Annotated in this window: 18 protein-coding genes and 2 tRNA genes; 6 read left to right on the forward strand and 14 right to left on the reverse strand. The window is 66.9% G+C overall.

All coding sequences use genetic code 11. The annotated features are described in order from the left end of the window. The first annotated feature begins 148 nt into the window (after positions 1 to 148). Positions 149 to 1,879, forward strand: coding sequence for a cytochrome c biogenesis protein DipZ (locus ACW17X_RS04120; RefSeq protein ID WP_492099785.1), 1,731 nt, complete (start codon positions 149 to 151; stop codon positions 1,877 to 1,879). On the opposite strand, the gene ACW17X_RS04125 is transcribed toward ACW17X_RS04120, so the two are convergent. Then, on the reverse strand, positions 1,876 to 2,604 hold the full coding sequence (locus ACW17X_RS04125; protein WP_492099786.1) for an RNA polymerase sigma factor: 729 nt from the start codon (positions 2,602 to 2,604) through the stop codon (positions 1,876 to 1,878). The genes ACW17X_RS04120 and ACW17X_RS04125 overlap by 4 nt on opposite strands. 392 nt (positions 2,605 to 2,996) lie before the next feature. On the opposite strand from ACW17X_RS04125, the gene ACW17X_RS04130 reads away from it, so the two are divergent. Together ACW17X_RS04130 and ACW17X_RS04135 are read left to right on the forward strand one after the other, a co-directional pair. Then, positions 2,997 to 3,073 (forward strand) — tRNA-Asp (locus tag ACW17X_RS04130). 83 nt (positions 3,074 to 3,156) lie between these two features. Next, positions 3,157 to 3,233: transfer RNA gene (locus tag ACW17X_RS04135), tRNA-Asp, on the forward strand. Positions 3,234 to 3,317: 84 nt separating this feature from the next. Here the strand turns inward: ACW17X_RS04135 and ACW17X_RS04140 are convergent. Continuing rightward, on the reverse strand, positions 3,318 to 4,568 hold the full coding sequence (locus ACW17X_RS04140) for a glycosyltransferase (RefSeq protein WP_492099788.1): 1,251 nt from the start codon (positions 4,566 to 4,568) through the stop codon (positions 3,318 to 3,320). 324 nt (positions 4,569 to 4,892) lie between these two features. On the opposite strand from ACW17X_RS04140, the gene ACW17X_RS04145 reads away from it, so the two are divergent. After that, positions 4,893 to 8,186, forward strand: coding sequence for an autotransporter outer membrane beta-barrel domain-containing protein (locus ACW17X_RS04145; protein WP_492099789.1), 3,294 nt, complete (start codon positions 4,893 to 4,895; stop codon positions 8,184 to 8,186). A 94-nt stretch (positions 8,187 to 8,280) separates the two neighbouring features. On the opposite strand, the gene ACW17X_RS04150 is transcribed toward ACW17X_RS04145, so the two are convergent. The 9 genes from ACW17X_RS04150 to ACW17X_RS04190 are packed head-to-tail and all read right to left on the reverse strand — an operon-like array spanning position 8,281 to position 11,247. Next, positions 8,281 to 8,592 carry a hypothetical protein gene (locus ACW17X_RS04150; protein WP_492099790.1) on the reverse strand — a complete coding sequence of 104 codons (312 nt, stop codon included), beginning with the start codon at positions 8,590 to 8,592 and terminating at the stop codon, positions 8,281 to 8,283. Next, positions 8,589 to 8,870, reverse strand: coding sequence for a hypothetical protein (locus ACW17X_RS04155; RefSeq protein ID WP_492099791.1), 282 nt, complete (start codon positions 8,868 to 8,870; stop codon positions 8,589 to 8,591). The genes ACW17X_RS04150 and ACW17X_RS04155 overlap by 4 nt, the downstream gene beginning before the upstream one ends. Positions 8,871 to 8,890: 20 nt before the next feature. Continuing rightward, positions 8,891 to 9,241 (reverse strand): hypothetical protein, encoded by a 351-nt coding sequence (locus tag ACW17X_RS04160; RefSeq protein WP_492099792.1) that lies wholly within the window; start codon positions 9,239 to 9,241, stop codon positions 8,891 to 8,893. A gap of 22 nt (positions 9,242 to 9,263) precedes the next feature. Next, on the reverse strand, positions 9,264 to 9,644 hold the full coding sequence (locus ACW17X_RS04165; protein WP_492099793.1) for a hypothetical protein: 381 nt from the start codon (positions 9,642 to 9,644) through the stop codon (positions 9,264 to 9,266). Positions 9,645 to 9,675: 31 nt separating this feature from the next. Then, positions 9,676 to 9,909 carry a RebB family R body protein gene (locus ACW17X_RS04170; protein ID WP_008262209.1) on the reverse strand — a complete coding sequence of 78 codons (234 nt, stop codon included), beginning with the start codon at positions 9,907 to 9,909 and terminating at the stop codon, positions 9,676 to 9,678. 18 nt (positions 9,910 to 9,927) lie between these two features. Further along, complete coding sequence (locus ACW17X_RS04175; RefSeq protein ID WP_492099794.1) at positions 9,928 to 10,263, reverse strand: RebB family R body protein; 336 nt, start codon at positions 10,261 to 10,263, stop codon at positions 9,928 to 9,930. A 3-nt stretch (positions 10,264 to 10,266) separates the two neighbouring features. Beyond that, positions 10,267 to 10,491 (reverse strand): RebB family R body protein, encoded by a 225-nt coding sequence (locus ACW17X_RS04180; RefSeq protein WP_267513027.1) that lies wholly within the window; start codon positions 10,489 to 10,491, stop codon positions 10,267 to 10,269. A gap of 25 nt (positions 10,492 to 10,516) precedes the next feature. Further along, positions 10,517 to 10,873, reverse strand: a complete 357-nt coding sequence (locus tag ACW17X_RS04185) for a hypothetical protein (RefSeq protein ID WP_492099795.1) — start codon at positions 10,871 to 10,873, stop codon at positions 10,517 to 10,519. Beyond that, entirely contained in the window at positions 10,870 to 11,247 is a 378-nt protein-coding gene (locus tag ACW17X_RS04190; RefSeq protein ID WP_492099796.1) for a RebB family R body protein, read from the reverse strand. The genes ACW17X_RS04185 and ACW17X_RS04190 overlap by 4 nt, the downstream gene beginning before the upstream one ends. 343 nt (positions 11,248 to 11,590) lie before the next feature. On the opposite strand from ACW17X_RS04190, the gene ACW17X_RS04195 reads away from it, so the two are divergent. Next, complete coding sequence (locus ACW17X_RS04195) at positions 11,591 to 12,082, forward strand: hypothetical protein (RefSeq protein WP_492099797.1); 492 nt, start codon at positions 11,591 to 11,593, stop codon at positions 12,080 to 12,082. Positions 12,083 to 12,114: 32 nt separating this feature from the next. Here the strand turns inward: ACW17X_RS04195 and recO are convergent, their stop codons facing one another. Genes recO through ACW17X_RS04210 form a run of 3 tightly spaced genes read right to left on the reverse strand, consistent with a single transcriptional unit; the run spans position 12,115 to position 13,986 of the window. Then, positions 12,115 to 12,846 (reverse strand): DNA repair protein RecO, encoded by a 732-nt coding sequence (recO, locus tag ACW17X_RS04200; protein ID WP_492099798.1) that lies wholly within the window; start codon positions 12,844 to 12,846, stop codon positions 12,115 to 12,117. Further along, positions 12,846 to 13,358: a nuclear transport factor 2 family protein gene (locus tag ACW17X_RS04205; RefSeq protein ID WP_492099800.1), complete on the reverse strand. Its 513-nt coding sequence runs from the start codon at positions 13,356 to 13,358 to the stop codon at positions 12,846 to 12,848. Before ACW17X_RS04205 ends, recO begins: the two co-directional genes overlap by 1 nt. A 22-nt stretch (positions 13,359 to 13,380) precedes the next feature. Then, positions 13,381 to 13,986: a flavodoxin family protein gene (locus ACW17X_RS04210; protein WP_492086776.1), complete on the reverse strand. Its 606-nt coding sequence runs from the start codon at positions 13,984 to 13,986 to the stop codon at positions 13,381 to 13,383. 186 nt (positions 13,987 to 14,172) lie between these two features. On the opposite strand from ACW17X_RS04210, the gene scpC reads away from it, so the two are divergent. Next, positions 14,173 to 15,684, forward strand: a complete 1,512-nt coding sequence (gene scpC, locus ACW17X_RS04215; protein ID WP_492086775.1) for a succinyl-CoA:acetate CoA-transferase ScpC — start codon at positions 14,173 to 14,175, stop codon at positions 15,682 to 15,684. Positions 15,685 to 15,709: the final 25 nt, after the last annotated feature.

Below are 15,709 nucleotides of genomic sequence, written 5' to 3' on the forward strand. Positions count from 1 at the left end.
GGCCAGCGAATCGGGGATCGGAAGCGCGAAGTCTAGCCCGTTCGAGCAGGGACAGGGCGTCTATCTGTGGGAGATCGTACGCCGAAGGGTAACCGAACGCCTCCCCGCTTCGTATGTGAGTGACCCCCGTCACGTCAGGCCCGCCTTCATGATCCTGTTCCTGCTCTCCTATCTCGCTGGCGCCCTGACCATTGTCAGCCCCTGTATCCTGCCGGTCCTGCCCTTCGTCTTCGCCCGCGCCGGCCGGCCGTTCGTCCGCAACGGCCTGCCTCTGCTGGTCGGCATGGCCGTCACCTTCGCCGGGGTGGCGACCCTGGCGGCCCTGGGCGGCGGCTGGGCCGTGCGCGCCAATGAGGTCGGCCGCTGGATCGCGCTCGCGGTCATGGCCGTCCTGGGCCTCAGCCTGCTCGTGCCCTCCATCGGAGATCGGCTGATGCGCCCGTTCGTGGCGGCCGGCTCCTGGCTGACCGACCGCGTCGAGCGCGGCGCGGGCGATCAGGGCGACGTCCGCGCCTCCTTGCTGCTGGGCGTGGCCACCGGCCTGCTGTGGGCGCCTTGCGCGGGTCCGATTCTGGGCGTCATCCTGACCGGCGCGGCCCTGCAAGGCGCTGGCGTGGGCTCGACCGTGCTGTTGCTGGCCTATGCGGCGGGCGCCGCCACCTCACTGGCTCTGGCCCTGCTGGTCGGCGGACGGGTGTTCAAGGCCATGAAGGGCGCGCTGGGCGTCGGCGAATGGGTGCGCCGGGGCCTGGGCGCTCTGGTCCTGATCGGTGTGGTCGCCATCGGCCTGGGCCTGGACACGGGCCTGCTGACCCGGATTTCCGCTGGAAGCACGGGCCGTCTGGAACAGGCGCTGCTGAGCGGGATCGGTCGCGGCGTGCCGACGAACGCTGCGCCGGCGGACCTGGCCAATCTGCCGATCGAGGGGACCATGCCGCCCCTGACTGGCGCCACCACCTGGATCAACTCCCCGCCCCTGCCCCCGCAACAGCTGCGCGGCAAGGTCGTGGTGGTCGATTTCTGGACCTACTCCTGCATCAACTGCCTGCGCGCCCTGCCCTACGTCCGCGCCTGGGCCGAGAAGTACAAGGATCAGGGCCTGGTCGTCATCGGCGTCCACACGCCCGAGTTCGCCTTCGAGAAGTCCGAGGCCAACGTCCGCGACGCGGTCCGCCGCCTGGGCGTCGACTATCCGGTCGCCATGGACAACGACTTCGCCATCTGGCGCGCCTTCAAGAATCAGTACTGGCCCGCTCACTATTTCATCGACGCCCAGGGTCGCATCCGCCACCACCATTTCGGCGAAGGCGACTACGACGGCTCCGAACGGGTCATCCAGCAACTGCTCAAGGAGGCGGGCGCCGCCGACGTCGCTGCGGACGTGGTCCAGATCCAGGCCCAGGGCGCTGAAGCCGCCGCAGACATGAGCCAGCTCGGCTCGCCCGAAACCTATGTCGGCTATGCCCGCGCAGAAAACTTCCGTTCACCCGGCGGGTTCGCCCGGGATGCGGTCAAGACCTATGCCTCCCGTCCGCTGGCCCTCAACGACTGGAGCCTGACCGGCCCCTGGCGCGTGACCCGAGAACACGCCGAACTGACGGCCGCCGGCGGCAGGGTCTCGTTCCGCTTCAAGGCGCGCGATCTTCATCTGGTCATGGCGCCCGGCGCCGCCGGCTCAGCGCCGAGGTTCCGCGTCCTGATCGATGGTCAGGCGCCGGGCGCCGCCGCCGGGTCTGACATCGACGCCGAGGGCATGGGGCGCATCGACGGGCAGCGCCTGTATCAATTGGTGCGGCAATCCGGCCCGGTGCGGGAACGCACCTTCGAGATCGAATTCCTCGATCCGGGCGCCCAGGTCTTCGCCTTCACCTTCGGCTAGATATCCAGCAGAAGCCGCAGCTGTTTGCGGGCCAGCTGACGTCGCTTTCTGACCAGTTCGCGGCTGATGTTCAGATGGGCGGCGATCTGCTCGTCGCTCCAGTCGTCCAGATGAAGCTTCAGCGGCTCGACCAGGCTCGCCGGCAGGGCCCTCATCGCCCGTCCCCAGGCGGCGTCGCTCTCCTGCTGAGACAAGACCTCCTCCGGCGAGGGCTCAGCCGCAGCCCAGGCGGCCGCCGACGGCGGCGGCAGATCATCATCCTCAGTCTTGATCGGAACCCGGCTGGCGTTCTGGCGGTGCTGGTCCATGCAGGTGTTGTGCAGGATGCGCACCAACCAGGCGCCCGGATTCTGGATCGGCTGTCGGTCGAAGGCCTGGGCGGCCCGGACCATGGCCGCGCTCAACGCATCCTCGGCGTCGGCGCGATTGCCGCCGCTGAGGCGAAGGCTCCGTTGCCGCAGACCATTCTGATGCGCCATCCACACCACCCAGAATTGGTCCAGCGAAGGTCGGCGATCCAGCGACTGCGCGATGATCTCGGCAGGCGTCACAGACCGCCCACGCCCTCCTCCGCCCGCCCTGGCCAGAACCTCCACCGGCGAGGGCGAACGCCGCGATGGTCCATAGGCTCTAGACGGACGCGCGGGCCCGGCCACAGGCTCCGCAGAATTCGCCTGCTCGCCCTTCTCCGCATTCCAATCTGGAAACAGCGGGACGATGGTCATGGCGTCATTCCCCTTCCCGTGAAGAAGACCGCCAAGCCTGAACAGGCTCGCTCCTCGGCCTCCGCCTCCCCCTGGGCGGTTGTCCGACGGCCATTGCAAACACGGCCACAGCCCACCCATGCAACCTAAACGGGTGGTTTCGCTTTTTGTGAAGGCTGGACGAGCAATCTAAGTAAATGCCCTTGTCTCCTTGGCCTTGAGAACCCGCGACAATGGCCGGACGCCCGCTTGTGAGCGACGCATACAGGGGGTTGGCGCGACCGGCGGAATCTTCTCCACAGCCTATCGTGCCGCATGGTCGGTCTTTCTCGGAAAAGGCCGCTTGACGCGATGGGTCAGCCCGCCTAAACGACGCCCCTCGCCGGGGCGCACAGTCGCTTCGGCCGGGAAACGCGGGTGTAGCTCAGTTGGTTAGAGTGCCGGCCTGTCACGCCGGAGGTCGCGGGTTCGAGCCCCGTCACTCGCGCCACTCTTTCTAGAAATAGACAGAGTGGCGCTACCGCCTTCCCTCTAAAGTTTTCGAAACAACTCAAAAGTTTCGACGCAGATAACGCGGGTGTAGCTCAGTTGGTTAGAGTGCCGGCCTGTCACGCCGGAGGTCGCGGGTTCGAGCCCCGTCACTCGCGCCACTTCTTACAGACAAAGAAGTGGCGCGCCCCCGCTCTCTGACGAGTGGAAGACAGCGCCTCATTTCCTGGATTTTCGCGCTGGCCTCAGTGAACGGCGAAGGCCTCGTCAGGCTGCACGAAAGCGGCTTCGCCCGTCAGCTCGCCATAGACCATGCACAGGTCCTCGAAGACCCGATTCCAGGCGAACTGATTGACGGCCTTTTCCCGCGCGGCCCGGCCGATGGCTTCGATGTCCCGCGCAAACAGGGCTTCGACCGCCTCGGCATAGGCGCCGGCCTCGGCGCTGGCCGCCAACTGCCCCACCGACTCATCGACCGTCTCGGCCACGCCGCCGGCGTTGACCCCGACCACGGGACGACCACAGGCCATGGCCTCCAGCACGATCAGTCCGAAGGGCTCCTTGTCGTTAGCGTGCACGAAGGCGTCGCAGCTGGCGATGATCCGGGCCACCGCTTTCGGATCCTTCTCATAAGGCATCGAAATCACCCGATCCTCGTCCGGCATGCCCGACCCGGCGCCGACCAGCACCAGATGATAGGGCGCGCCCAGCTTCTGGACGGCTTCGATAAGGATATCGACGTTCTTCTCCTTGGCCGGACGACCGGCGAAGCAGAGCAGCCGGGCGTCCTCGCCCAGGCCGAGTTGCTTCAACAGCCATTGGCGGTCGCGACGCTCAGGCCGGAAGGTGTCTATCTCGACGCCCAACGGCCGGATGACGATATTGTTCACCCCCGCTTCTTCCAGACGCCTCGCAATGAATCGGCTCGGCGAAACCACCCGGTCGAACTGGGAGAACAGACGGGCCCAGCGCTTTTCGACCGGCTTCTTGGCCCATTCGCCGAAATGCAGGGCCGCCAGGCTGGCCGGATCGGAGTGACAGAACCCCACGACGGGGCATCCGACGCGCTGTCCCGCCTCGAGGGCGCCCTGCCCCGGCGTATAGGGGTCGCCCGCCTCGATGATCGACGGCTTCATGGCCGCCACCCAGGCGCTCCAGCGCTTGACCGAGCTGGGCCAACGATAGCCGTCCCCGAACGGCAGTTTCGTCGCCCGCAGTTGCACGATCCCGTCGGTCCGCGCCTTGTGCCGCGCGCCCGGCACGATCAGCGAATGACTGACCCCCGGCCGGTTGGCCTCGATCCAGGCCTTCTTCGACAGCAGATAGCGTTTCACCCCGCCGGAACGCGGCGCATACAACATGGTGCTGTCCACCAGCCGGGGCCGATCATCCATCGCCGCCAGCTTAAGCGCCCGCAGCGTGTCCGCGACTTCGACGTCCAGTCCGGGAATCAGCCGGAGCTCGCTTTCGTGAACGTCGAGGTCGGTCAGTGTCATGAAGAGGTTCTCGTCTGGTCTGGGCTCGCCAACGCCGAAGGGCGTGGATTGGATGCGTCGTCGTGAAACGCGTTTGACCATGCTTCCGCCCCTAGACCCCGGCGTGGCAAAGCTCAATAGCCGCGTCGGAAATCCTTCCGCACCCGCCGCAACGCCCCGCAAAACGGGACGTTTCACAAGGCTTCACGCCCGACGCGGAACCGCAACATGCTGAACACGGCCTTGCATTCGCCTCAAATTCGATAAAGTTGAGCAAGGTTGGCGTCGATCCTGTAATGGACCGCCTTGTTCGTGATCGCGTGGCCACCAGGGGTTTTCTTCCGAATGCGTATTCTGCTCGCGACCGCTGTAGCGATCGCTCCCTTGCTGGCTGTGACGGGCGCTCAGGCTGAGGTCGTCGTCTCGACTGCTCGCACCACGCCGATCCAGACCTCCAACGCCACCGGCACGGCGGCCGACAACGTTCGGATCGCCAGCGGCGGCTCGATCGCCGTCACCTCCGGCGCCGCGATGACGCTGAATTCGAACAATACGCTGGACGTCGATAGCGGCGGCTCCATCACCATGGCCAAGTCGGCCGATGGCGCGACCGGCATTCTCATCAACGGCGGAAACACCGGATCGCTCGCTATGGGCGGCTCGATCTCCATCACCGATTCGCTCGAAGACGCGGATTACAAGGACACAGACGGCGACGGCGATATCGACGGGCCTTTTGCGACCGGAACGGGCCGCTATGGCGTGCGCGTCGCCGGCCCCTCCGCCTTCACCGGCAACATCACCCTTGAACCGACCAGCGCGATCACCGTCGAGGGGAACAACAGCTACGGCCTGGCGGTCGAGACAGACCTGAACGGCCGGCTGCAAAGCCTCAGCACCGTCCGCGTGTTGGGCGACGGCACGGTCGGCCTTCGCACCACGGGCGCAGTGTCGGGCAATGTCGATCTGGCCGGCTCGATCACCGCGACGGGCGCAGGCGCGACCGGGGTGTCGATCGAAGGCGACGTGGGCGGCGCGCTGAAGATTCACTCGGCCGTGACCACGACCGGCTATCGCTACACCACCGCGCCGTCCGCAAAACCGACATCGGGAACGGTGTCGGAGTCCGCCCTCTATCTCGAGGACCTCGACGCCGACGACCTGCTGCAAGGCGGCCCGGCCGTCCGGGTGGCCGCAGACATCAACGGCGGCGTGCTGCTGGACACCGGTCCGACCTACGGCTCTGCCGGCATCGAGGGCGATGACGACGGCGACGGCGTCAAGAACGGCGACGAAGACAACGACGGCGACGGCGTCAAGAACCGCGACGACACCGATCGCGACGGCGACGGCATTCTGGACACCAGCGAGACGACCGCCTCCCTGACCTCGCTGGGCGGCGCTCCCGCCCTTCTGATCGGCTCGGCGACCAACACTGTCACCCTGGGCGCTGTCGGCACAGGCGACGCCGCCTACGGCCTGATCAACCGAGGAGCCATAAGCGGCTCGGGCGTCTATGCCGGTATTGAAGCGCGCGCCTTGCAGCTGGGCGTGGCCGGCGGCCAAGCCGTCACCGTCGCTGGCGGCGTCAGGAACGAAGGCACAATCTCCGCCTCTGCATCCAAGGCCGATGCGACCGCCGTCTGGGTCGGCGCCAATGTCAGCGCCCCTGCCCTCTCCAACACCGGCACGATCCAGGCCGGCGGCTCCGGTAATACGGCCACGACCGCGACCGGGGTGCTGATCGGGGCCGGCGCCAATGTCGCCTCCGTGACCAACACGGGCCTCATCACCTCGGCCTTCACCGGCAATCACGGCGACGCCGTGGCCGTTCGGGACGCGTCGGGAAGCGTGACCCAGTTCACCAACGCCGGCACGATCGCAGTCGGCAGAACCCAGGACACGACCGACACCACCGCGGTGGACGGCGACGCCATAGCCGTCGACCTGTCGGCCAACACCACCGGGGTGGTCTTCCGTCAGTACGGCATAGCGGCCGCCGCCGGCAGCACCGCGACCGACACCGACAAGGACGGCGTGCCCGACAGCGCTGAACCCGCGATGGTCGGCGCGATCCGGCTTGGCTCGGGCGGCGACACCCTGAACGTCGAGAACGGCACCATCATCGGCGACATCTCGTTCGGCGGCGGCGCCGACACGATGAACATCACCGGCGGCGCCGCGATTTCGGGCGCGATCACCAATGCGGCCGGGCTGTCGCTCAATGTGACGAACGGCTCCCTGTTCGCCAACCAGACCACAGCCACCAATATCTCCAGTCTGAACGTCGGGGCGGACGGCACTCTGGTGCTCACCGTCGATCCGGCGGCGAACAACGCCGGCGGCTTCAATGTCAGCGGCGCGGCCAATATCGCGACCGGCGCCGCACTGGGCGTCCGCTTCGCGACCCTGCTGCAAGACCCGGCACGCTTCGACGTCATCACCGCGGGTTCGCTGACCGTCGGGACGATCGACCAGACCCTGCTGGGCGAGAACTCGCCCTACCTCTATGTCGTCTCGGCCGGGACCGACACCGCCGCTGGGAAGGTCTATATCGACGCCCGCCGTCGCACCGCCCAGGAAGCCGGGCTGATCCCGGTCGAGGCTTCGGCCTTCGACGCGGTTTACGCCGCCCTCGGCGACAACACGACGCTGCAGAACCTGTTCCTCAGCCAGACGACCCGCGAGGACTTCGCCAACGTCTATGAGCAGATGCTCCCCGATCACTCGGGCGGTCCGCTGATGTCCCTGTCGGCTGGCGTCGACGCCGTGACGCGCGCCCTGACGGGCCGCAACGCCTCCGCCGCTCCGGGCGAAACCAGCGCCTGGGTCCAGGAGATCAACTTCTACGCCGACAAGGACAAGACCGATTCCTACGGCTTCCGTTCGGAAGGCTTCGGCGTCGCCGGCGGCGTCGAAAAGGGCACCAGCGTCGGCGCCTTTGGCGTCACCGCCGCCTTCACCTCCTCGGACATCGAGGATCCCGAAGCCGAGGCCGAGGAAATCCTGTCCGCCAATCTGCTGGAACTGGGCCTCTACTGGCGCGCCCAGGGCCAGTACTGGACGACCTGGGCCCGCGCAGCCGGCGGCTACGCCAGCTTCAGCGCCGACCGCTCCCTGGTCGCCGACGGCGTCTATCTGAACAACACCTCCGACTGGCACGGCTGGACCGCCGCCGCGGCCGGCGGCGCCTCGTATGAACGCAACTACGGCCGCCTGAACGTGCGCCCCGAAGTCTATGCCGAGTTCTTCCACCTGTCGGAAGGCTCCCGCACCGAAAGCGGCGGCGGCGACGGCTTCGACCTCGACATCGATTCGCGCGACAGCCACATCTTCTCCGCTGTCGCGGCGATGAATGTGGGCTACGGCTTTGGCCGCGACGGCTGGATCCGCCCCGAACTGCGCATCGGCTATCGTCAAAATCTCTCGGTCGACGCCGGCGAGACCATCGCCCGCTTCGCCAGCGGCGGGCCGGACTTCACCCTGTCGCCCGACTCGGTCGAGGGCGGCGGTCTGATCCTCGGTTTCCGCCTGAACCTGGGCAACGACCTGGGCATGCTGTCCCTGACCGGGGACGCCGAACTGCTCGAGGACTATGTCCGCTATTCGCTTCTGCTGCGGGCCAGCTTCCGCTTCTGATCTGAAGCCGCCTGGACGACAAAAAGGCCGCCGGATCGCTCCGGCGGCCTTTTCATTGGGCGATCTGCTGAAAGCCCCGGTCCGCATTGCGGCCTTAGGTTTCGGTGGGTGCGGCTGGAGCCTCCGCCTTGCTCCGTTCGATCATGGCGCAGATGGCCAGATCCAGCTGCCGGGTCACCTCGCGGGCGATGATCTTCTGCAAGGCCTCGACAATCTCGAGACTGACCTGGGCCGACGGCCCCATCTCGGCGCGTCGCATGTCTTCCGGCATTGCGGCCAGCCGCTGTTCGGCCACAGCCCGCTTCAGCACGGTGCGTTGATCGGCGAAACTGTCGACCACCGAATTCTTCTGCTCCGAGATGGAATCATACAGGTGGCGGCCCGCCGCGCCATGGGCGTCGCTCACGTCTTGTCTCCCTTGGTCTCGGGCGCCACGCCCAGCGCCCGCGTCACCTGGGCCTGCAACTGAGAGAGCATGCCCTCGGTGAATTTCTGAACCTCGGCGCTGGCCGCCGCCTGGTTCGGCGCCTGGCCCTGGACCTGCGCCTTCATCAGGTCAGGCATCTGTTTGGCGGCCATGCTGAACATCTCGACGACCATGCGTTGCGCCGCCAGGACGACGGGATCCTTGACGGGTTCTGGCGTCCCCGGCTCAGCCGGCGCTGCGGGCTGTTCTTCGGCCATGGCAAGCCCCCTTTTCCGGCTCATTCCTTGTCCGACGAAGCCGGGACGAGCGAGACCTTCTCGACCAGTTCGCCCCCCTCGATATCCGCCAGCAGCGCCTTGGCCTTGTCCATCTCGGCGGCCGCCAGGGGCGCATAGGGATCGGCCAGCATCGGCTCCTGAATGCGATAAAGCAGCGCGACCACCCTCTGTGCGGCGTCGCGCAACTCCTGGTACCGCGCCTGACTGTCTTCCAGTCGCTCAGCATTCGACAGGTCGGCGGCGGCGTTCAGCCACGCCTCGGTGTCGGCCCGCGTCTCCCGCTCCAGCGCCTGGGCCTCTTCAACAACAGCCTCGGCTTCGCTGGTCTTCAACACCGTCAAACTGGACATGGCATGCTCCTTGGTTCTGGGTTCAGCTTCTAGGGAAGGTCTGGACGGCCTTGGTGACGGACTCCGCCGCCAGCCCCGCCGCGATGGGCGCCGCGAACGAACTGACCAGGGCCATGGCGTAGGCGATCAGGGCCGGCTCGTTCATCCCGCCCGAGGCCAGCATCATCGCCATGGCCTTGCCCTGGACGGCCGTGCTGATCGACAGGACATTGCGCTGGTAATCGGCGGCGTCCTGGACCGACAGGGCGGCGGCCTGGGTGGCCTTGTCATAGGCGATGACGCCCCCGGCCGAGACCCGCGTGGAGCTGGCCGGCGTGCCCTCGTCCAGGGTCGCGAATCCCAGCGCCCAGTTGGTCGAGGTCTGGACGGCGTCCTTGATCTGGCTGTTGACGGCATCGGTCACGGCGGAGCGGCTTTCTCTTCAGGCCTGGCGCTTATTTCTGCGCCGCGTTCATGATCATGGTGACGGCGCTTGAGGTCACGGCGTTGCCGATCTGCTGGAGGCCGCCTTGCGCCTGTTGCGCATTCTGCATGGCCAGCGAGATCGAATGCGCCATGCTCTGATAGACCAGCGCCATGGACTGGGCCGGCGCTTCGCCCAGCACCTTGACGTTGGTCTGGGTGACCGCGTCGGTGACCTGCGAGTTGACGGGCGTGTCGGCGGCCATGGTTCAGATCCTGACGTTCTAGAGTTTCAGCAATTTGAGGGCGACAAGCAGGACAAGTGCGTTTTCCAGACTGTTCGATGGGGGCGCCTTGTGGGCGATCCGCGTGGTGGCCAGGGCCGAGACCATGCTTCCCATCTCATAGACCTGCATGACCCCCTGGTTGGTCGCCGCCTGGGCGCAGATCGACGCCTGGCGCTGCGTCTGGACTGCGTTCTCGAAGGCGATCGACATGGAATGGGCGGCGCTCTGGTAGATCGAGCCCATGGCGATGGTCGAGGCGGCGCCCAGGACCATCAGGTTTTGCTGCGTCACCGCATCGGTGATCTGGCTGTTGACGGGAGTCGGATAGGCCATGGCTCAGGCCGGAATTTCGAGGATCTTGGCGATCAGAGCGCCGACTGCGGCATTGTTGATCTGCTGCATCCCCCCCTGGGCCTGACTGGCGTTTTCGACTGACAGGCTGGTGGCGTGGGCCACAGCCTGGACCGAAATGGCCACGGCCTCGGCCGGGCCTTCGCCCAGCACCTTGACGTTGGTCTGGGTGACGGCGTCGGTGATCTGCGAATTGACGGTGTCTGTCATGACGAAGCCCCCCCTTTCCTATTCTTCAGGTGACGACCGGCGGACCGTAGAAGATCGACGGCGCCTCCTGGCGGACCTGGGACACGGCGTGCGCCGCGAACGCTGCAGGCGCGGCCAGACCGACCCCCACCGGCGCCGCCGCGCGCAGCGGCTGCATCTCCGCCAGACTGGCGGCGAGGTGGCGCGTCTGCAGCGTCGCCAGCTCCGCCGCATGATGGGTGGACGCCGCCAACCGGGCGGCGAAGGCGTCCGCCGAGGCCATGATGGTGATCATGCTGGCCTGGCAGATGCCCGCCCCGGCGCACAGCAGCAGGGGCTCCTCGCGGCAGAAGTCGGGCTCCCGCCGGTCTTCGCGCTTCTCACGTCTCGTCTGCGGGCTCATTCGAACGCCTCCTCGCGACGCGGCCCCAGATCCGGCCAGGGGATCACCGACGGCTTGTCCATCAGGGCCTGGACGCAGTTCATGGTGGCGACCATGCTCAGGATATTGGTGGTCTGCTGATTGGCGACGGCGTTGTGGTACATCATGCCGCTGGCCTGATTGGCGGCCACCAGGCTCTGCATCGCCGCGAAGCTCGGCCCCGAGCCGATGACGGTCAGCAGGGTGTTGGCTACCGCTTCCGCCGTCGGGGCGGTCGCCGGGTTGTTGCTGAGCTCAAGCATCAGCTTCATGACGTCCTCGAAGTCGCCCAGGCGCGCCGTTGAGCCTTCCGTGGCCTTGTCCGCCGGTTTGTCGGTCGTCTTCGCCTCGGCCATGGTCGTCCTCCAGGGGTGGGCGCGGCGGGCGCCAGCCTCCCGCCGCGGCATGACGTCCGAACTCGACGGATGTGAACTACTCTTGGTTGATTTTCTTTTTCCATGCCCGTTCACGGATCGCGCCGCCCACCGTCATCCTCCTCGGGCGATCCAGGCGCGGGGTCATGGCATCCCGCCCTGCCGACAGACCAGGGAGGTGTCATCCATGGGGACCGCTTTCGACCTGCTGCTCCTCAGCCTCGCCGCCAAGGCGACGCGGCAAGAGCCCTTCGCGCCTGGCGCCGCCCGCTCGCCCACTCAACCGCCGGCGGTGAAGCCGGCCCCTCATCGGAGACCTGGTCCAATGCCGCTTTCCACCCGTGATTTCCTCACCCTGGTCCAGGGCTGGGCGAACGCCAACGTCAACCGAATCAGCACCGTCTGGCCCCTGAACGGCGGCTGGGAGGCCTGGGCCCAGGCCGAGATCGCCGCCTGCGTCAACGCTTCGGCGCCGGAGGCCTGGATCATGCGTGAACCCCGCGCCTATCCCGACAACACGCGCGCCGACTTCCTGGTCAACGATCCCTTCTTGAACGCGCCCGCAGACGAAATCGTCGTCGAGATGAAATGCGAGTCCCTCCAGAACTGGGACGGCTTCGTCAACGGACTTCGCTATGACGCCTATAAGCTACATGGCGACCTGGGAATGGGCTTGAATCCGGCGCACCGGATGGTCCTCGGCATCTTCTTCTCGCCGGAATCGGAGGCCCAACTTGCACAGCTCGCAGGCTTCACCATCACCTACACCGCTGGCCACGAGATCGGAATCGCCAGCATGGTCTGGCAAAATCCATAGCCTCCGCCTGAGCCGGCAGACGGGGCGGCGCTCTACAGCCGCCCCGTCTCGGCCAGCTTGTCCAGCATCCACACCCGCGCGGGCGGCAAGGGCTTGTTCTGAGGGTGGAAGACGAACTGCTCCAGGAAATGCCCGGTCAGGTCGAACCCCGCCTTGACGTCGCCCTCGACCAGCCCGGCCTGCGCCCCCAGCATAAAGGGCGGCAGGGTCAGCATCTTGTCGGCATAGGGGGCGCCGGCTTCGCGGCTGACCGCCCGCCCGGTGCGGGGACTGACGTAGATCAGCTCGTCCGCCGTCCCGGTCGCCGCGCACTTCGACACATCCAGCCCGAAGCCCAGGTCCTCCAGCAGCCCCGCCTCGAACCGCACGAAGATGGCCGGCCAGACGTCCGGCAGGGCGAAGGCCCCCATCAAGGCTTCAAAGGCCAGAAACACCCCCGGATGCGGCTCGCGCTCGGGCAGGGCGCCCTGGGCCACCCCCGCCGCCGCCGCCAGACCGGTCAGGGCCAGGGCGTCATCGAACAGGGCGCTGGGCCCCTCGCCCACCGGCTCCAACCGCGCCCCGCCCAGATGATCCGACGTCCGCGCCCGATAGTCGGCGACGACCCGCGCCCCGGCTTGCAGGAAAGGTTTCATCTTCCGCGACGCCCCGCCCGCCACATAGGCCGCGCGCCGCCCGTGGTTCTCGGTCAGCAGGTCCACCACGGCGCCGGTGTCGCCATGGCTGCGTGCCGACAGGACGAAGGCCTCTTCATGGAAATCCATCAGTCGGCAGCGGCGGACTTGATCACGTCCACGACCGCCTTGGCCTTGTCGTTCGGCACCGTGAAACTGAGCACATACTGCTCGATCTTCCAGACCTCGCCCGGCCCGATCCGCCTCAGCAGCCCGGATCCCCGCAGCGCGCCATAGGAGTCATTCTCCAGCTTCTCGTCGAACCAGGCGAAGTCGCCCGAGATGATCAGGGTCCGGTCATACGGCCGATAGGTCCACCCCTGCCCCCGCGCGAATATCGGTTCCGCATAGGCTTTGAACGCCCCAATATCCCAATGCTCCGAGGCGTCGGTCCCGACAAACCGTGCGCCGTCGCTGAACTGGGCGAAATAGGTTGCGCCGTCCGCATCCGCCGCCGCCTGGTGCATCCGATCCAGGGTCGCCGCCGCTTCGTCCGCCTCCCGTTGGGCGGCGGTGCTGATACGGTCGTCCCGCGCGGGGACCATGGCCGCCAGCGGCGGCGCGGATTGAAGGACCAGGGCGGTGAACAGAGCGGCGATCATGTCGCCTGTTCTAGTCCTGTTCTCAGCTTTCGGGAACGGGGTAGGTGTCCGGTGTCAGCACTTTGGCCAGCGCCAGCATATTCCGCGCCGCGTTGCGCCCAACCCGATCCGAATAGTCGTGCCCCTCGTCGGTCTCGACATAGTCCGGCCCCGCTCCAGGGCCGAGGTGCCAATAGGTCCAGCTCTGCGCCGGAATGGTGAACCCCATGTCGATCAGGGCCTGGGAGACCGTCGCCACGATATGGTGGGCGCCGTCCTCATTGCCGGTGATGACGATACCGCCCACCTTGCCGAACGCCACAGGCCGGCCGCTGTCGTCCGTCTCCTCGAACAGGGCGTCCATCCGCTCCAGGGCCCGCATACAGACGCTGGACATCTGCCCGACCCAGGTCGGGGTGGCGAAGACGACGATATTGGCCGCCATGATCTTCTCATGGACAGCCGGCCAGTCATCGCCGGCCCCTTGATCCGTCTTCACGCCCGGCTTGATGTTCAGGTCGACCAGCCGGACCATCTCGACCTCGGCCCCACCCTTCTCCAGTTCGTCGATCACCACCTTGGCGAGAGCTTCGGTGCTTGAGGTCTCCGGCGACGGCTTGAGCGTGCAGTTCAGAACAAGGGCTTTCATGGCGATCCTTCCTAGCGGTCTCTCGCTAACCGACGGTCCCGTCTGGCGTTCCATAGGATCGAACGGATCATTTGACGGAGATCATGGACGCACCGCCCATCCTCGACCAAGGTCGAATGGATCGCCTTCGCGGCGCCGCCTACCCGAGACGCCCAGGCCCCCCCGGCCGTAACCTTGAAGAGCTCCATGTCGCGTATTCGCAGCCAATCCCTGCGCTCCAGGCTGATGTCCGCCCAGGACGCCGCCGCCCTGATCCCCGCCGGCTCCACTGTGGGCATGAGCGGCTTCACCGGCTCGGGCTATCCCAAGGCCGTCCCCGCCGCCCTGGCTACGCGAATCGAGGCCGCCCACGCCGCCGGCGACGCCTTCCGCCTGAACCTCTGGACCGGCGCCTCCACCGGCCCGGAACTGGACGGCGCCCTAGCCAAGGCCGACGGGATCGAACGCCGCCTGCCCTACAACTCCGACCCCATCGCGCGTGAGAAGATCAACTCGGGCCAGATGGACTATCTGGACATGCACCTCAGCCAGCTGGCCCCCATGGTCTGGCAGGGCGTGCTGGGGCCGCTGGACACCGCCGTGGTCGAGGTCTCGGCCATCAACGCCGACGGCAGCCTGGTGCCCTCCTCCTCCATCGGCAACAACAAGACCTGGCTGGACCGGGCCGAGCGGGTGATCCTCGAGGTCAACGCCTGGCAGAATCCGGCGCTGGAGGGGATGCACGACATCTATTACGGCACGGCCCTGCCGCCCGACCGGGTGCCCATCCCCCTGACCCGGCCCGACCAACTGATCGGCCAGCCGACCTTCCGCTGCGATCCGGACAAGATCGTCGCCATCGTCGAGACCGAGGCCCCGGACCGCAACCTGCCCTTCGCCGCGCCGGACGCCAACGCCCGCGCCATCGCCGGCCACCTGATCGAGTTCCTGAAGCACGAGGTCCGGGTCGGCCGCCTGCCCGCCGCCCTGCTGCCGCTTCAGTCCGGCGTCGGCAATGTCGCCAACGCCGTCCTGGCGGGCCTGATGGACAGCCCGTTCGAACGGATGGCCGCCTATACCGAGGTGATCCAGGACGGGATGCTGGACCTGCTGGACGCCGGCAAGCTGACCGTCGCCTCCGCCACAGCCTTCTCCCTCAGCCCCGAGGCGGCGGCGGATATGAACAGTCGGATGGAGCAGTTCCGCGGCAAGATCATCCTGCGCCCGCAGGAGATCTCGAACCATCCCGAGCTGATCCGCCGCCTGGGCTGTATCGCTATGAACGGCCTGATCGAGGCCGACATCTACGGCAACGTCAACTCGACCCAGGTCATGGGGTCGCGCATCCAGAACGGCATCGGCGGCTCGGGTGACTTCTCGCGCAACGCCTTCATCTCCTGTTTCGTCACGCCTTCGACGGCCAAGGGCGGCGCCATCTCGGCCATCGTCCCCATGGCCAGCCACGTCGACCACATCACCCAGGACGTCCAAGTCATCGTCACCGAACAGGGCCTGGCCGATCTGCGCGGCCTGTCGCCGAAACAGCGGGCCAAGCTGATCATCGCCCACTGCGCCCATCCGAAATACCGCGACGGCCTCAACGACTACTACGAGCGCGCGCTGAAGGGCTCCTACGGCCTCCAGTCCCCCCACCTGCTGAACGAAGCCCTGTCGTGGCACCAGCGCTACATCGACACAGGGTCCATGCTCCCCGCCTGACGGCCCAAATTTATTTTCCATCCAT

It is taken from the genome of Brevundimonas sp. FV1ye4L (genome assembly GCF_058681255.1).

What these genes read in the sequence shown, in the direction of transcription:
- scpC (WP_492086775.1), top strand. Translation starts at nt 14,173, where the DNA reads ATGTCGCGTATTCGCAGCCAATCCCTGCGCTCCAGGCTGATGTCCGCC.
- ACW17X_RS04145 (WP_492099789.1), top strand. Translation starts at nt 4,893, where the DNA reads ATGCGTATTCTGCTCGCGACCGCTGTAGCGATCGCTCCCTTGCTGGCT.
- recO (WP_492099798.1), bottom strand. Translation starts at nt 12,846, where the DNA reads ATGGATTTCCATGAAGAGGCCTTCGTCCTGTCGGCACGCAGCCATGGC.
- ACW17X_RS04120 (WP_492099785.1), top strand. Translation starts at nt 149, where the DNA reads ATGATCCTGTTCCTGCTCTCCTATCTCGCTGGCGCCCTGACCATTGTC.
- ACW17X_RS04190 (WP_492099796.1), bottom strand. Translation starts at nt 11,247, where the DNA reads ATGGCCGAGGCGAAGACGACCGACAAACCGGCGGACAAGGCCACGGAA.
- ACW17X_RS04140 (WP_492099788.1), bottom strand. Translation starts at nt 4,568, where the DNA reads ATGACACTGACCGACCTCGACGTTCACGAAAGCGAGCTCCGGCTGATT.
- ACW17X_RS04195 (WP_492099797.1), top strand. Translation starts at nt 11,591, where the DNA reads ATGCCGCTTTCCACCCGTGATTTCCTCACCCTGGTCCAGGGCTGGGCG.
- ACW17X_RS04185 (WP_492099795.1), bottom strand. Translation starts at nt 10,873, where the DNA reads ATGAGCCCGCAGACGAGACGTGAGAAGCGCGAAGACCGGCGGGAGCCC.
- ACW17X_RS04180 (WP_267513027.1), bottom strand. Translation starts at nt 10,491, where the DNA reads ATGACAGACACCGTCAATTCGCAGATCACCGACGCCGTCACCCAGACC.
- ACW17X_RS04175 (WP_492099794.1), bottom strand. Translation starts at nt 10,263, where the DNA reads ATGGCCTATCCGACTCCCGTCAACAGCCAGATCACCGATGCGGTGACG.
- ACW17X_RS04160 (WP_492099792.1), bottom strand. Translation starts at nt 9,241, where the DNA reads ATGTCCAGTTTGACGGTGTTGAAGACCAGCGAAGCCGAGGCTGTTGTT.
- ACW17X_RS04125 (WP_492099786.1), bottom strand. Translation starts at nt 2,604, where the DNA reads ATGACCATCGTCCCGCTGTTTCCAGATTGGAATGCGGAGAAGGGCGAG.
- ACW17X_RS04155 (WP_492099791.1), bottom strand. Translation starts at nt 8,870, where the DNA reads ATGGCCGAAGAACAGCCCGCAGCGCCGGCTGAGCCGGGGACGCCAGAA.
- ACW17X_RS04170 (WP_008262209.1), bottom strand. Translation starts at nt 9,909, where the DNA reads ATGGCCGCCGACACGCCCGTCAACTCGCAGGTCACCGACGCGGTCACC.
- ACW17X_RS04210 (WP_492086776.1), bottom strand. Translation starts at nt 13,986, where the DNA reads ATGAAAGCCCTTGTTCTGAACTGCACGCTCAAGCCGTCGCCGGAGACC.
- ACW17X_RS04205 (WP_492099800.1), bottom strand. Translation starts at nt 13,358, where the DNA reads ATGATCGCCGCTCTGTTCACCGCCCTGGTCCTTCAATCCGCGCCGCCG.